At 72.2% G+C, this 15,327-nt stretch carries 13 protein-coding genes; 10 read left to right on the top strand and 3 right to left on the bottom strand.

Translation table 11 applies throughout. The annotated features are described in order from the left end of the window. Positions 1–2: 2 nt before the first annotated feature. Positions 3–1,172, bottom strand: a complete 1,170-nt coding sequence (locus IF06_RS0124080) for an NADH-quinone oxidoreductase subunit D (RefSeq protein WP_013288963.1) — start codon at positions 1,170–1,172, stop codon at positions 3–5. Continuing rightward, positions 1,169–2,239 (bottom strand): SAM-dependent methyltransferase, encoded by a 1,071-nt coding sequence (locus IF06_RS0124075; RefSeq protein WP_052166212.1) that lies wholly within the window; start codon positions 2,237–2,239, stop codon positions 1,169–1,171. The genes IF06_RS0124080 and IF06_RS0124075 overlap by 4 nt, the downstream gene beginning before the upstream one ends. 193 nt (positions 2,240–2,432) lie before the next feature. Between IF06_RS0124075 and IF06_RS0124060 the strand changes: the two genes are divergently transcribed. The 7 genes from IF06_RS0124060 (at position 2,433) to IF06_RS0124030 (ending at position 9,144) form a co-directional block, all read left to right on the top strand. Beyond that, positions 2,433–3,362: a Rossmann-like and DUF2520 domain-containing protein gene (locus IF06_RS0124060; RefSeq protein ID WP_030273714.1), complete on the top strand. Its 930-nt coding sequence runs from the start codon at positions 2,433–2,435 to the stop codon at positions 3,360–3,362. Further along, the gene (gene panC, locus IF06_RS0124055) at positions 3,362–4,204 is read left to right on the top strand and encodes a pantoate--beta-alanine ligase (RefSeq protein WP_030273712.1); all 843 of its coding nucleotides are present in this window, start codon (positions 3,362–3,364) and stop codon (positions 4,202–4,204) included. The genes IF06_RS0124060 and panC overlap by 1 nt, the downstream gene beginning before the upstream one ends. A gap of 30 nt (positions 4,205–4,234) precedes the next feature. Then, entirely contained in the window at positions 4,235–4,666 is a 432-nt protein-coding gene (panD, locus tag IF06_RS0124050; RefSeq protein WP_013475013.1) for an aspartate 1-decarboxylase, read from the top strand. 170 nt (positions 4,667–4,836) lie between these two features. Continuing rightward, complete coding sequence (locus IF06_RS0124045) at positions 4,837–5,730, top strand: septum formation family protein (RefSeq protein WP_030273710.1); 894 nt, start codon at positions 4,837–4,839, stop codon at positions 5,728–5,730. Positions 5,731–5,791: 61 nt separating this feature from the next. Next, positions 5,792–7,483 (top strand): L-aspartate oxidase, encoded by a 1,692-nt coding sequence (locus IF06_RS0124040; protein WP_030273708.1) that lies wholly within the window; start codon positions 5,792–5,794, stop codon positions 7,481–7,483. After that, positions 7,480–8,376 carry a carboxylating nicotinate-nucleotide diphosphorylase gene (gene nadC / locus IF06_RS0124035; RefSeq protein WP_030273705.1) on the top strand — a complete coding sequence of 299 codons (897 nt, stop codon included), beginning with the start codon at positions 7,480–7,482 and terminating at the stop codon, positions 8,374–8,376. Before IF06_RS0124040 ends, nadC begins: the two co-directional genes overlap by 4 nt. Positions 8,377–8,385: 9 nt before the next feature. Further along, complete coding sequence (locus IF06_RS0124030; RefSeq protein WP_013288955.1) at positions 8,386–9,144, top strand: type III pantothenate kinase; 759 nt, start codon at positions 8,386–8,388, stop codon at positions 9,142–9,144. A gap of 52 nt (positions 9,145–9,196) precedes the next feature. On the opposite strand, the gene IF06_RS0124025 is transcribed toward IF06_RS0124030, so the two are convergent. Continuing rightward, entirely contained in the window at positions 9,197–9,943 is a 747-nt protein-coding gene (locus IF06_RS0124025; protein ID WP_030273704.1) for a class I SAM-dependent methyltransferase, read from the bottom strand. Positions 9,944–10,036: 93 nt separating this feature from the next. On the opposite strand from IF06_RS0124025, the gene lysS reads away from it, so the two are divergent. From lysS to IF06_RS0124010, 3 genes are all read left to right on the top strand, one after another. Next, on the top strand, positions 10,037–11,545 hold the full coding sequence (lysS, locus tag IF06_RS0124020) for a lysine--tRNA ligase (protein ID WP_030273703.1): 1,509 nt from the start codon (positions 10,037–10,039) through the stop codon (positions 11,543–11,545). Positions 11,546–11,665: 120 nt separating this feature from the next. Then, a complete protein-coding gene (locus IF06_RS0124015; RefSeq protein ID WP_013288952.1) occupies positions 11,666–12,016 on the top strand; it encodes a histone-like nucleoid-structuring protein Lsr2 in 351 nt (116 codons plus the stop codon). A gap of 517 nt (positions 12,017–12,533) precedes the next feature. Beyond that, on the top strand, positions 12,534–15,071 hold the full coding sequence (locus IF06_RS0124010; protein WP_013288951.1) for an ATP-dependent Clp protease ATP-binding subunit: 2,538 nt from the start codon (positions 12,534–12,536) through the stop codon (positions 15,069–15,071). Positions 15,072–15,327: the final 256 nt, after the last annotated feature.

The following is a 15,327-nucleotide window of genomic DNA, read 5'->3' as shown; positions in this document are numbered from 1 at the left end:
GGCTACTTGTCGATGTCGCCCACCACGAAGAACATCGAGCCGAGGATGGCGATCAGGTCCGGCACCAGGCAGCCGGGCAGCAGCGACGACAGCGCCTGCACGTTCGCGTACGAGGCGGTGCGCAGCTTCATCCGCCACGGCGTCTTCTCGCCCCGGGACACCAGATAGTAGCCGTTGATGCCGAGCGGGTTCTCGGTCCAGGCGTACGTGTGCCCCTCGGGCGCCTTCAGCACCTTCGGCAGGCGGGTGTTCACCGGCCCGCTGATCCGGTCCACCCGGTCCAGGCACTGCTCGGCGAGGTCGAGCGAGACGTACACCTGGTCGAGCAGCACCTCGAAGCGGGCGTGACAGTCACCGGCGGTCTTCGTCACCACGGGCACGTCGAGCTGGTCGTAGGCCAGGTACGGCTCGTCGCGGCGCAGGTCGAGGTCGAGGCCGGAGGCGCGGGCGACCGGCCCGGACGCGCCGAACGCGGCGGCGTCGGCGGCGGAGAGCACACCGACGCCGACGGTACGGGCCAGGAAGATCTCGTTGCGCCGGATCAGGTTGTCCAGGTCGGGCATCCGGCGGCGTACCTCGGCGATGGCGGCGCGGGCGCGCCCGGTCCAGCCGGACGGCACCTCCTCCTTCAGGCCGCCGACCCGGTTGAACATGTAGTGGATCCGGCCGCCGGAGACCTCCTCCATCACGGCCTGGATGGTCTCCCGTTCCCGGAACGCGTAGAACATCGGCGTGATCGCGCCGATCTCCAGCGGGTACGAGCCGAGGAACATCAGGTGGTTGAGCACCCGGTTCAGCTCGGCCAGCGCCATCCGCAGCCAGGTGGCGCGTTCCGGCACCTCCATGCCCATCAGCCGCTCGACGGCGAGCACCACGCCCAGCTCGTTGGAGAACGCCGACAGCCAGTCGTGCCGGTTCGCCAGCACGATGATCTGCCGGTAGTCGCGTACCTCGAAGAGCTTCTCCGCCCCCCGGTGCATGTAGCCGACGATCGGCTCGGCGGCGACCACCCGCTCCCCGTCGAGCACCAGCTTCAGCCGCAGCACGCCGTGCGTCGAGGGGTGTTGCGGCCCGATGTTGAGCACCATGTCGGTGCCGAGCTGCTCACCGCCGGCGCCGGTACCGACTGTCAGCTCGCGGAGGTCGGCGGCGTCCGTGGTCATGCCCGTCATCGTGCCACGACCGCGTCGAGCGCGACGCCGACCGGCTGCCGCAGCCACAGGTGCCCGCCGAGCCCGGCCGGGTCGGTCAGTTCGGCCGCCGCCGACGCGGCGGCCAGCGCCCGCAGGTAGCCGGCCGGGTCGCGACCGGCCAGGCTCAGTGGTGGTCGCCCGCCGTCGGCCCCGAGTGCCCGCAGCGCCTCGCGTTGTGAGACCAGGGAGTACGCGCACCGCGCGACCCGCTCACCGGCGGAGGCGACCGAGTCCATGGCGACGTGCGCCGTCACGTCGCACGACCCGTCCGGGACCGGCGGCACCTGCCGCCCACCCCGATATCCGGTGAGCGTCCCGTCGGCAGGACGCGAGTCCCGCAGATGCCCGTAGTCCACGGCGAGCGCCAGCCCTCGCGCCACCTTTCCCACAGCCTCAGCCCAGGCCAGATCCCGCGACCACCCGATCTCCGCCCTCCAACCGCCCCCGCCCTCGCCCTCACCCGCCCCGTTGATCAAGGAGTTTGTGTCCTGATCCGGGCCCTCCGAGGCCACAAACTCCTTGATCACCGGGGCGTTGGGCGGGGCGGCCGAGGGCCACCAGTGGGTGAGCCAGGTGGTGTCGGTGGGGGACGGGGGCGGGCCGATCGTCTCCTCGCCGGTTTTCGGGTTCACCAGGAGGAGGCGCCAGCCCTCGGGGGTGTGGACCGCCACGTCCACTGGGACGTTGTCCAGCCATTCCGTCGCCAGGAGCAGGCCGGTGATGCCGTCGGGGATGTCGGGGCGCCAGGCGATCTCCGGCGGCAGGTCCGGCGGGCGGGTGGCCCGTTCCACGGCTACCGGGTGGAGCCGGGCGGCCAGCTCGGGTGCGGCCTGCGCCAGCAGCGCCCGGAGCAGTTCGCCCCGGCCCGCGCCCACGTCCACCACGTCCAGCCGGGCCGGGTGGCCCAGCGCCGCGTCCACCGTCTCGAGCTGCCGCAGCACGCAGGCGGTGAAGACGGGCGAGGCGTGCACGCTCGTGCGGAAGTGCGCGGCGGGCCCGGCACCGGAGACGAAGAAGCCGTCCGGCCCGTACAGCGCCCGCTCCATCGCGTCGCGCCAGCGCAGCGGGGAGGTCACCGGGCCGACCCTACGGGACGTACCCGAACGGGCGGTTTGCCCGCCACCGCAGCAGCGGCTTCCGGCGGTCGGTGAAGGTTTTCACACCTTCTTGTTTCGGGTCTGTCACCCGGGCGCATACTTGCCATCGACCGGTACCCCCTTCGAGGACTGGATCGCTGCCATGAGCGCACCGCTGCGCCCCCGGGCCACCGCTGCCCCGCTCGTCTTCCCGCGTACCCTCGCCGTCGGCGTCCTCGGCGCCGGCCGGGTCGGCGCCGTGCTGGGCGCGGCCCTCGCCGCAGCCGGTCACCGGGTGGTCGCCGCATCCGGCGCCTCGGGCGCGACGAAGGCCCGGCTGGCGCTGCTGCTGCCGCAGACCCCGCACCGCTCCGCGTCCGCCGTGGCGCGTGCCGCCGCCGACCTGCTGATCGTCGCGGTCCCGGACGACGCGCTCGCGGGCGTGGTAGCGGACCTGGCCGCGAGCGGCGCGCTGCGCCCCGGCCAGGTGGTGGCGCACACGTCCGGCGCGCACGGGCTCGCCGCGCTGGCCCCGGCCGTCGAGGCGGGCGCCCGGCCGCTCGCGCTGCACCCGGCGATGACCTTCACCGGTACGCCGGACGACCTGTCCCGCCTGCCCGGCATCTCCTACGGGGTGACCGCCCCGGCCGAGCTGCGCCCGTTCGCGGCCCGGCTGGTGGCCGACCTGGGCGGCGTACCGGAGTGGGTCGGTGAGAACGACCGGCCGCTCTACCACGCGGCCCTCGCGCACGGCGCGAACCACCTGGTGACGCTCGTCAACGAGGCCGCCGACCGGCTGCGTGACGCCGGGGTGGAGCGGCCGGAGAAGGTGCTCGCCCCGCTGCTGCGGGCCGCCCTGGAGAACGCGCTGCGGCTGGGCGACGACGCGCTCACCGGCCCGGTGTCGCGCGGCGACGCGGGCACCGTACGCCGGCATCTGGACCGGCTGGCGCGGACCGCGCCGGAATCCGTACCCGCGTATCTGGCGTTGGCACGACGGACGGCGGACCGTGCCGTCGCGGTCGGCCGCCTTCGCCCGGCGGACGCGGCCGCGCTGCGCAACGTGCTCGACGGAATCGAGGTGGCGGCCTGATGGCCGAGGTGCTGCACACGCGCAAGGAACTGGCGGCCGCCCGCGAGGCGATGGCCGGCCCGGTCGGCGTGGTGATGACCATGGGCGCGCTGCACGCCGGGCACGAGGCGCTGCTGCGGGCCGCCCGCGAGCGCGCCGGCCACGTCATCGTCACGATCTTCGTGAACCCGCTGCAGTTCGGCCCGAACGAGGACTTCGACCGCTACCCGCGCACGCTCGACTCCGACCTGGAGATCTGCCGCCGGGCCGGGGTGGATGTGGTGTTCGCGCCCTCGGTGACCGAGATGTACCCGGAGGGCCGCCCGACGGTGCGGCTCGACCCGGGTCCGCTCGGCGAGGACCTGGAGGGCCTCAGCCGTCCCGGCTTCTTCCACGGCGTGCTCACCGTGGTGATGAAGCTGATCCAGCTCACCCGCCCCGACCTGGCGTTCTTCGGCGAGAAGGACTACCAGCAGCTCACCCTGGTCCGCCGGATGGTCCGCGACCTCGACGTGCCGGCCGAGATCGTCGGCGTGCCGACCGTACGGGAACCGGACGGGCTGGCCATGTCCAGCCGCAACCGGTACCTGTCGGCGCCCGAGCGGGAGACCGCGCTGAGCCTGTCCGCCGCGTTGCGGGCCGGCGCGACGGCGGCCGAGCGGGGTGAGGACGCGGGCGCGGTGCTGGCCGCCGCGCACCGGGCCTTCGACGCGCCGGACGCGCGCCTGGACTACCTGGTGCTCACCGACACCGAGCTGGAACCCGGCCCGGTCGCCGGCCCGGCCCGGCTGCTGATCGCGGCCTGGGTCGGCGCCACCCGTCTGATCGACAACACGGCGATCCACCTCGCGCCGCGTCCCTGAACTCCACCACGAATGCGGAAAGGCACCCCGATGCTGCGGACCATGCTCAAGTCGAAGATCCATCGGGCCACCGTGACCCAGGCCGACCTGCACTACGTCGGCTCGGTGACTGTGGACGAGGACCTGCTCGACGCGGCGGACCTGATCCCCGGCGAGCAGGTCGCGATCGTGGACATCACCAACGGCGCCCGGCTGGAGACGTACGTGATCCCGGGGCAGCGGGGCAGCGGCGTGATCGGCATCAACGGCGCCGCCGCGCACCTGGTGCACCCCGGTGACCTGGTCATCCTGATCTCGTACGGGCAGATGGACGACGCCGAGGCCCGCGCGTACCGCCCCCGGGTGGTGCACGTCGACGCCGACAACAAGGTCGTCGACCTCTCGGCGGACCCGGCGACCGCGGCCCCCGGCACCGCAGGCGCCCCCGTCCCCAACCCCCTCGCCGCCGCGTCTCACCGTTGATCTTGCAGTTGCGGCCCCCTCGTCGCCCCTTTTGTCGGGTTTGCGAGGGCGGCTAGTGCAAGATCGACGGGGCGGACGGGCGGGAAACGCGGTCTGTCACCGGAAGGTCATTTTCGGCTACCCTGGGCGGACCGTCGGGGATCGACGGTCGTCGGCTGGGGGAGGCCGCGATGCGCCGTGCGATGAGCTTCCTGGTCGCCGCGATGGTCGCGAGCGCCGCCCTGACCGGCTGCGCCGGCGCCGGCGGTCTGGACGGCGACCTCACCGACGACTGGGCCGCGATGGCCGCACCCGGGCCGTTCACCCCGGCGGCCGGGGTCTGCCAGGTCGCCGACTTCACAGCGAGCGTCGGCCTGGCCGCGTACGCGCCGGTCGGCTGCGAGCTGCCGCACCGGGTGGAGACCGTGCACGTCGGGGCGTTCACCACCGACCGGCCCACCCCGCCGCCGCTCGCCTCGCCCGAGCTGCGTACCGCGTTCGCCGACTGCGACAAGCGGGCCACCGGGTACGTGGGTGACGACTGGCGCGCCGGGCGGCTCCGGCTGGCAGTGGCGGTGCCGACGGGTGCCGGCTGGACGGCGGGCTCCCGCTGGTACCGGTGCGACCTGACCGAGCTGACCACCGTCGAGGCGGCGGCCACCGTGGTCACCCGGACGGGCAGCCTGCGCGACGCGCTCAAGACGCCCTCCCCGCTGCGGCTGGGCTGCCAGCGCTCGGTGCGGGACACGAACCGCGTGGAGCGGCTCAACCCGGTCGACTGTGCTGCCGCGCACGACGCCGAGTTCGTCGGCGTGTGGGCCGCGCCGGACCGCCCGTACCCGAAGAAGCCGGAGGACTGGGTGCCGCTCTACGACGGCTGCTTCGGCGTGATCGCCCGGTACGCCGGGGTGCCGGCCGACGGGCTCCTGCGCTACCGCAGCGACGTGGTGGTCCGTCCGCCCGCTGCCGGTCGCTGGGCGGTCGGCGACCGGGGCGTCCGCTGCTACCTGTGGCTCAGCGACCGTACGGTCACCACCTCGCTCAAGGGCGCCGGACCGGCCGGCCTCCCGCGCCGGACGAGGTAGCGGACCGCACTCGTCACGCCCCCCGCGCCCGAGCCGAGTGCGCTTCGGGTTGACTGTGCTCATGGACCTACCGACCGTCGACCTGCCGGCGCTGCCCCGGCTGCTCGCCGCGCCCGCCCCCGGCTGGGTGGAGACGACAGACGTGATCGTGGTCGGCTCCGGCGTGGCCGGGTTGACCGCCGCGCTGCACCTGCGCGAGGCCGGCCTGCACGTCACGGTGGTCACCAAGGTCGACATGGACGAGGGCTCGACCCGCTGGGCGCAGGGCGGGATCGCCGCCGTGCTGGACCCGGCGGACACGCCGGACGCGCACGCGTACGACACGGAGGTCGCCGGCGTCGGCCTCTGCGACCCGGCGGCGGTCCGTGCACTGGTGGCCGAGGGGCCGACCCGGCTGCGTGAGCTGATGCGGATCGGGGCGGAGTTCGACCGCAACCCGGACGGCTCGCTGATGCTGACCCGGGAGGGCGGCCACCGGGCCGACCGGATCGTGCACGCGGGCGGCGACGCCACCGGTGCGGAGGTGCAGCGGGCGCTGCACGACGCGGTCCGCCGCGATCCGTGGATCCGGCTGGTCGAGCACGCGCTGGTGCTGGACCTGCTGCGCGCTCCCGGCGACGGGCCGGGCGGGCTCGGCCCGGCCTGCGGGATCACGCTGCACGTGCTCGGCGAGGGCAGCGAGGACGGCGTCGGCGCGATCCTCGGCCGCGCGGTGGTGCTGGCCACCGGCGGGATGGGGCAGGTCTTCGCCGCCACCACCAACCCGGCGGTCTCCACCGGGGACGGGGTGGCGCTGGCGCTGCGCGCGGGCGCTGCAGTCACCGACGTGGAGTTCGTCCAGTTCCACCCGACCGCGCTCATCGTGCCGGCCGGTGGGCCGGGCGCGGGGCTGGCCCAGCAGCCGCTGGTCTCCGAGGCGCTGCGCGGCGAGGGTGCGCACCTGGTCGACGGCGACGGCAAGCGGTTCATGGTCGGCCAGCACGAACTGGCCGAGCTGGCGCCCCGGGACGTGGTCGCCAAGGGCATCCACCGGGTGCTGCTCGCGTCCGGCGCCGACCACGTCTTCCTGGACGCCCGGCACCTGGGCGGCGACTTCCTCGCCCGGCGGTTCCCCACCATCGTGGCGTCCTGCCTGGCCATCGGCGTGGACCCGGCGACCGACCTGATCCCGGTCGCGCCGGCCGCGCACTACGCCTCCGGCGGCGTCCGGACCGACCTGCGGGGGCGCACCTCCATCCCCGGCCTGTACGCGTGCGGCGAGGTCGCCTGCACCGGCGTGCACGGCGCCAACCGGCTCGCCAGCAACTCGCTGCTGGAGGGGCTGGTCTTCTCCCGCCGGATCGCCGAGGACATCGCCGCCGGGCTGCCCGAGCAGGCCCGCCCGGCGGAGACCGGCGCCTGGGTGGGCGGTCCGGGCGCGCTGGTGCCGGCGGCCGGTACGGCGGAGCTGCAACGGGCGATGACGCGGGGCGCGGGAGTGCTCCGGTCGGCGCAGACGCTGGAGGCCACCGCCGCCACGCTCACCGGGCTGGGCGCGGGCCGGGGCGTGCCGCGTACCGCCGACTGGGAGGCGACGAACCTGCTGACTGTGGCGTCGACGCTGGTCGCCGCCGCGTACGCGCGCCAGGAGACGCGGGGCTGCCACTGGCGGGAGGACTTCCCGGCGGCCGACGAGCGGTGGCTGGGCCACCTGGTGGCCGAGGTGGGTACGGACGGCCGGGTGGCCGAGCGCTGGGAGGAGAACCAGTCATGAGGGAGTCGACGGAGCGGGCGCTGCGGGACGGCGGCCTGGACCCGGAGCGGGTCCGGCACGTCATCGTCGACACGCTGCACGAGGATCTGGGGCCCGGCTTCCTCGACGTGACGAGCGTGGCCACCATCCCTGACGACCAGCACGACACGGCCGATCTGGTGGCGCGCGCCGACGGCGTGGTGGCCGGGCTGCCCGTCGCCGCCGCCGTGTTCGAGCTGGTCGGCGAGGTCACCGGCGCGGGGCGTACGGTCGAGGTCTCGCTCGTGGCTCACGACGGGCAGCGGGTGGCGCGCGGCGACGTGCTGGCCACCGTGACCGGGCCGACCCGGCTGCTGCTGACCGCCGAGCGGACGGCGCTGAACCTGCTGTCCCGCATGTCCGGGGTGGCGACGCACACCCGGGCCTGGGCCGACGCGCTGGCCGGCACGAAGGCGATGGTGCTGGACACCCGCAAGACCACGCCGGGCCTGCGGGCACTGGAGAAGTACGCGGTCCGGGCCGGTGGCGGCACCAACAAGCGGATGGGCCTGTACGACGTCGCCATGATCAAGGACAACCACAAGGTCGCCGCGGGCGGGATCGCTGCCGCGTTCCGCCGGGTCCGGGAGGCGTTCCCCGACGTCGCGGTGCAGGTGGAGGTGGACACGCCGGCCGAGGCGGTGGAGGCGGTCGAGGCGGGGGCGCGGTTCCTGCTGCTGGACAACATGACCCCGGCGCAGCTGCGCGAGGTGGTGGCGTCGGTGGGCGACCGGGCGGAACTGGAGGCCACCGGAGGGCTGACGCTGCCGATGGCCGCCGAGTACGGCGCGACGGGCGTCGACTTCCTCTCGGTCGGCGCGCTCACCCACTCCTCGCCGATCCTGGACATCGCCCTCGACCTGCGTGACGTCTAGGCTGCCGCTGTGCTGCTCTGCATCGACATCGGAAACACGAACACCGTGCTGGCGACCTTCGACGGCGACAAGCTGGTGCATTCGTGGCGGATCAAGACCGACGCCCGCTCCACAGCGGACGAGCTGGGTCTGATGTTCCGTGGACTGCTCGCCGGGGACGCCGTGGAGATCACCGGCGTGGCCGCCTGCTCGACCGTGCCGGCCGCGCTGCGCTCGCTGCGCACCATGCTCGACAGGTACTACGCGGACCTGCCCAGCGTGATCGTCGAGCCGGGCGTCCGGACGGGCGTGCAGCTCGCCATCGACAACCCGAAGGAGGTGGGCGCGGACCGGGTGGTGAACACGCTGGCCGCGTACACGCTCTACGGCGGGCCGTCGATCGTCGTCGACTTCGGCACCACCACCAACTTCGACCTGGTCAGCAGCCGTGGGGAGTTCCTCGGCGGGGCGTTCGCGCCCGGCATCGAGATCTCCTTCGACGCGCTGGCCGCCCGCGCGGCCCAGCTGCGCAAGGTGGAGGCGACCCGCCCGCGCTCGGTGATCGGCAAGAACACCGTCGAGTGCCTCCAGGCCGGGCTGTACTTCGGCTTCGCCGGCCAGGTGGACCGGATCGTCGAGCGGATGTCCGAGGAGCTGGGCGGCGTGAAGGCGGTCATCGCCACCGGCGGCCTGGCCTCGCTGGTGCTCGGCGAGTGCCACACCATCACCCACCACGAGCCGATGATCACGCTGATCGGCCTGCGGATGGTCTACGACCGCAACGTCTGAGGTGCAAGGAAGGGCCCCCTGTTAACGCCTCCGGTAGAGGAGGGGCCCCTTCTTAACGCCGGCGCGCCCTGAGCACCATCGTGCGGTACGGCAGCTCCACGGCGTCCCGGCCGGCCAGGTCGGGGTGGCCGGCGAACAGCTCCGCCAGCTCCGCGTCGACCCGCCGCCGCTCGTCCGTGTCGGCGGTCAGCCAGAACGAGCGGGTGTGCAGCATGCCCACCACCTCGTCCGGCGTGAGCGTGGTGGCGTGCGGGAACTCGCCCACCTCGACAGCGGTGAAGGCGGCGCCGAAGTCCGCGTACCGCTGGGTCACGTCGCCGGCGTTGTCGCCGAGGTGGGCGATCCGGGTCAGCTCCGCCACCCAGCCGACCCGCTCGTCCCGGATGTTCCAGACCGGCGCGAACGTGCCGCCCGGGCGCAGCACGCGGGCCACCTCGGCGTGCGCCCGCTCCCTGTCGAACCAGTGGTAGGCCTGCCCGGCCAGCACCGCGTCCGCCGACCCGTCCGGCAGCGGCACCGCCTCGGCGCTGCCGGCGAGCGCCGTCGTGCCGGGCGTGGCGGCGGCCAGTTGCGCCCGCATCCCCGGATCCGGTTCCACGGGTACGACGTGCGCCACCGGCCCGGTCAGCGCCAGCAGTCCCCGGGTGAGGATGCCGGTGCCGGCGCCGAGGTCCACGACCTGCGCGTCGAGCAGTCCGTCCAGCGCCCAGCGCAGCGCCGCCTCCGGATAACGGGGACGGAAACGGTCGTACTCGGCCGCGGCCGCACCGAACGAGAGCGCCGCAGTGGGGTCGGTCATGGCGGGCAGGTTATCCCGTAACGGCCGCCACGGCGCTTGAGTACGCTCATGTGCTGACCCCGCCGATGTCCCCAAGGCCTGAGGAAGCGTGCCGTGACCGAGCAGAACGCCCTGCCAACAGACCCCGCCGACGACCTTCCCGAGCAGATGAAGGTCCGCCGGGAGAAGCGGGACCGGATGCTCGCCGAGGGCGTCGAGCCGTACCCGGTGGGTTTCCCGCGGACCACCACGCTCGCGCAGCTGCGGGAGCGCTACGGCGACCTGCCCACCGACACCGCCACCGGCGACCGGGCCTCGGTCACCGGCCGGGTGATCTTCATTCGCAACACCGGCAAGCTCTGCTTCGCGACGCTGCGGGACGGTGACGGCACCGAGGTCCAGGCGATGCTCTCGCTGGACCGGGTCGGCGCCGAGCGGCTGGGGGACTGGAAGCGTCTGGTCGACCTCGGCGACCACGTGGGCGTGACCGGCGAGGTGATCACCAGCCGGCGCGGCGAGCTGTCCGTTCTCGCCGAGGAGTGGGCGGTGACCGCCAAGGCGCTGCGCCCGCTGCCGGTGGCGCACAAGCCGCTCAGCGAGGAGTCCCGGGTCCGCCAGCGCTACGTGGACCTGGTGGTCCGCCCGCAGGCCCGGCAGATGGTCCGCACCCGGGCCACCGCCGTCCGCAGTCTGCGCGACACCCTGCACGGGCAGGACTTCATCGAGGTCGAGACGCCGATGCTGCAACTGCTGCACGGCGGCGCGGCGGCCCGCCCATTCGTGACCCACAGCAATGCGCTCGACACGGATCTGTATCTGCGAATCGCGCCGGAACTGTTTCTCAAGCGTGCGGTGGTCGGTGGCGTCGACCGCGTCTTCGAGATCAACCGCAACTTCCGTAATGAGGGCATCGACTCTTCGCACTCGCCCGAGTTCGCGATGCTGGAGGCGTACCAGGCGTACGGCGACTACCACACGATGGCCGAGCTGACCCGAAATCTCGTACAGCAGGCCGCAGTGGCGGTCGCCGGCTCCACGGTGGTGACCCACGCCGACGGGCGTGAGTTCGATCTGGGCGGCGAGTGGCGGTCGGTGTCGCTGTTCGGTGTTCTTTCCGAAGCGCTCGGTGAGGAGGTCACCGTCCGCACCGAAAGGGCACGCCTGGTCGAGTACGCGGACAAGGTCGGTCTCTCCGTCGACCCGAAGTGGGGACCGGGCAAGCTGGCCGAGGAGTTGTTCGAGGAACTGGTCGTGCCTTCCCTTCGGGCGCCGACGTTCGTCATGGACTACCCGGAGGAGACCAGCCCGTTGACCCGGGCCCACCGCAGCGAGCCGGGCCTGGCCGAGAAGTGGGACCTCTACGTGCTCGGATTCGAGCTGGGCACCGCGTACTCGGAGCTGGTCGACCCGGTCGTGCAGCGGGAACGGCTGGTGGCCCAGGCGCAGCTCGCGGCGCGCGGCGACGACGAGGCGATGCGACTGGACGAGGACTTTCTCCGGGCCATGGAGTACGGAATGCCGCCGTCCGGCGGCATGGGAATGGGAATCGACCGGCTGCTGATGGCACTGACGGGGCTCGGAATTCGGGAAACGATCCTGTTCCCGTTGGTCCGGCCCGAGTAGGTGCTCCCCGCAAGCCTTCTCCGGCTCGTTACCCCGTCCTATTGACGGAACAAGCGCCGGACGGGTTATTGTGCTCGGTGTATTGCAGGAGTACAACCCTGCTCGAAAGGAATGTGGGACGTGGCCAAGCAGATCATTCACAAGCTGGTCGATGACCTGGACGGCGGGGACGCTGACGAGACCGTCAAGTTCGCGCTCGACGGCGTGCAGTACGAGATCGACCTCTCCGCTTCCAACGCCGGGAAATTGCGCGACGTATTCGCGCCGTACATCGCGAACGGAACGAAGGTCGGTCGCGGGGGTGTGGTCGTCGGTGGCCGGGCCGCTCGGGGCCGGGGCGGCGCGACCGCCGACCGCGAGCAGAACCGGGCCATCCGCGAGTGGGCCAAGAAGGCCGGCAAGGACATCTCCGACCGGGGGCGGATCCCGCAGGAGATCGTGGACGAGTACCACGCGAAGGCGGGGCACTGACCCCACCCTCGTCACGGGCGACGCGACGCCGGACCGGAGTGCCACTCCGGGCCGGCGTCGCCGTTTCCGTACCGGGGTCACGGTTGCGCCCAGCCGTCCCGTTCCCGTCGCCCCTGTGCCGGATGTCCGGTCCGGCCCACCGGGCCGCCCTCGCTCGCGGCGGACGGGAAGAAACCCCCGCCGGGGATGGTTGTCCACAGGCGGTGGAGACTTCATCCACAGGCTGTGGACGGCCCGGCGGACGCATCGGTTGCCGCCTCCGGTCCACTCGGCCGGCCGTTCGGGTGCCGGTCGAATTTCGCTCTGCGCGTACAGGCAGGGGCCCCGGAACACCTCCTGAGCGTGGACGGTTGTCAGAAACGACGTCGGAACGGGCATTCGCGGGGGCACACGACCTCAGCGAAGACGGTCCGCGGCGATAGAGTAAGGAGGCACGGACGCCCGTCCCGGACGTCCGCGCACCGGCCCCGCCGAGATCTGACCATCAAGGCGCACGGCACGTGAGGAGCACGAGGGCATGTTCGAGCGGTTCACCGACCGAGCGCGACGGGTTGTCGTCCTGGCCCAAGAAGAGGCCCGGATGCTCAACCACAACTACATCGGTACGGAACACATCCTGCTGGGCCTGATCCACGAGGGTGAGGGTGTCGCGGCCAAGGCCCTGGAGAGCCTCGGCATCTCCCTGGAGGGCGTGCGCCAGCAGGTCGAGGAGATCATCGGCCAGGGCCAGCAGGCGCCGAGCGGGCACATCCCGTTCACGCCGCGGGCCAAGAAGGTGCTGGAGCTGTCGCTGCGCGAGGCGCTGCAGCTCGGCCACAACTACATCGGCACCGAGCACATCCTGCTCGGCCTGATCCGCGAGGGCGAGGGCGTCGCCGCCCAGGTCCTGGTGAAGCTGGGCGCCGACCTGAACCGGGTGCGCCAGCAGGTCATCCAGCTGCTCTCCGGCTACCAGGGCAAGGAGCCGGCCGCCGCCGGTGCCGCCCCGGGTGAGGCCGCGCCGTCGACCAGCCTCGTGCTGGACCAGTTCGGCCGCAACCTGACCCAGGCCGCCCGCGAGGGCAAGCTCGACCCGGTCATCGGGCGCGAGAAGGAGATCGAGCGGGTCATGCAGGTGCTGTCCCGCCGCACCAAGAACAACCCGGTGCTGATCGGTGAGCCCGGCGTCGGCAAGACCGCCGTGGTGGAGGGCCTGTCCCAGAAGATCATCAAGGGCGAGGTGCCCGAGACGCTGAAGGACAAGCAGCTCTACACCCTCGACCTCGGTGCCCTGGTCGCCGGTTCCCGCTACCGCGGTGACTTCGAGGAGCGCCTGAAGAAGGTGCTCAAGGAGATCCGTACGCGCGGCGACATCATCCTGTTCATCGACGAGATCCACACCCTCGTCGGTGCGGGTGCGGCCGAGGGCGCGATCGACGCCGCCAGCATCCTCAAGCCGATGCTGGCCCGTGGTGAGCTGCAGACCATCGGCGCCACCACGCTCGACGAGTACCGCAAGCACCTGGAGAAGGACGCCGCTCTGGAGCGTCGTTTCCAGCCGATCCAGGTGGGTGAGCCGTCGCTGGCCCACACCATCGAGATCCTCAAGGGCCTGCGGGACCGCTACGAGGCGCACCACCGCGTCTCCATCACCGACGCCGCGCTGGTCGCCGCCGCCACGCTCGCCGACCGGTACATCTCCGACCGGTTCCTGCCGGACAAGGCGATCGACCTGATCGACGAGGCGGGCGCGCGGATGCGCATCCGCCGGATGACCGCGCCGCCGGACCTGCGCGACTTCGACGAGCGCATCGCCCAGGTGCGCCGCGACAAGGAGTCCGCGATCGACGCGCAGGACTTCGAGCGGGCCGCCCAGCTGCGCGACACCGAGAAGCAGCTGCTGGGGCAGAAGGCTCAGCGGGAGAAGGAGTGGAAGGCCGGTGACCTGGACGTCGTCAGCGAGGTCGACGACGAGCAGATCGCCGAGGTGCTCGGCAACTGGACCGGTATCCCGGTCTACAAGCTGACCGAGGAGGAGACCTCGCGCCTGCTGCGCATGGAGGACGAGCTGCACAAGCGCGTCATCGGCCAGGAGGACGCGGTCAAGGCCGTCTCGAAGGCGATCCGGCGTACCCGCGCCGGCCTGAAGGACCCGAAGCGCCCCTCCGGCTCGTTCATCTTCGCCGGTCCGTCCGGTGTCGGTAAGACCGAGCTGTCCAAGGCGCTGGCCGAGTTCCTGTTCGGCAGCGAGGACGCCCTCATCCAGCTGGACATGTCGGAGTTCCACGACCGGTACACGGTGTCCCGGCTCGTCGGTGCCCCTCCCGGCTACGTCGGCTACGACGAGGGCGGGCAGCTGACCGAGAAGGTGCGTCGCCGGCCGTTCTCGGTGGTCCTCTTCGACGAGATCGAGAAGGCCCACCCGGACGTGTTCAACACGCTCCTCCAGATCCTGGAGGACGGGCGCCTCACCGACGGCCAGGGCCGGATCGTGGACTTCAAGAACACGGTCATCATCCTGACAACCAACCTCGGTACGCGCGACGTCGCCAAGGCGGTCTCGCTGGGCTTCCAGGCCTCTGAGGACTCCGAGTCGAACTACGACCGGATGAAGCAGAAGGTCAACGACGAGCTCAAGCAGCACTTCCGGCCCGAGTTCCTGAACCGGATCGACGACACCATCGTCTTCCACCAGCTGCGTCAGCTGGAGATCCTGTCGATCGTCGACATCATGATCGCCCGGATCGAGACCCAGCTGCGGAACAAGGACATGGGTCTGGAGCTGACCGACAACGCGAAGAAGTACCTCGCGAAGAAGGGCTTCGACCCGGTGCTGGGTGCGCGGCCGCTGCGCCGCACGATCCAGCGCGACATCGAGGACAACCTGTCCGAGCGGATCCTCTTCAACGAGCTGACCCCGGGTCAGATCGTGGTCGTGGACTGCGAGGGCGACCCGGAGGACATCGACAAGTCCAAGCTCGTCTTCCGGGGCGCGGACCGGCCGGACGCCGTGCCGGACGCGGTCCCGGCGGACCTCGGCGGCACCGCCGCCACCGGCGCTGACGACGCCGCATAAGTCCGCACAGTTCGAGGGCGACGGCCCCGGTAGGCGAAAGCCACCGGGGCCGTCGCCTTTCCGATGCCCACCCACCGCTCCCCAGGGTGCCGGCCGCCCGGCCTTGGCGCCGCCGCCCGCCCGCCCCAGCCCTGCCCGCCCCAGCCCTGCCCGCCCCAGCCCTGCCCGCCTTTGCCCTGGTCGATCATGAAGTTGACCGCACTTGGTGCCCTATTTGTCGCCGCTAACTTCATGATCAACGGGGCGAGCCGAGGGC

The sequence above is a fragment of the Micromonospora globosa genome (assembly GCF_000717585.1).
GTDB classification, from domain to species: domain Bacteria; phylum Actinomycetota; class Actinomycetes; order Mycobacteriales; family Micromonosporaceae; genus Micromonospora; species Micromonospora aurantiaca.
The sequence above is the reverse complement of the archived record's forward strand: the minus strand, read 5'-3'. Positions and strand labels throughout refer to the sequence as shown.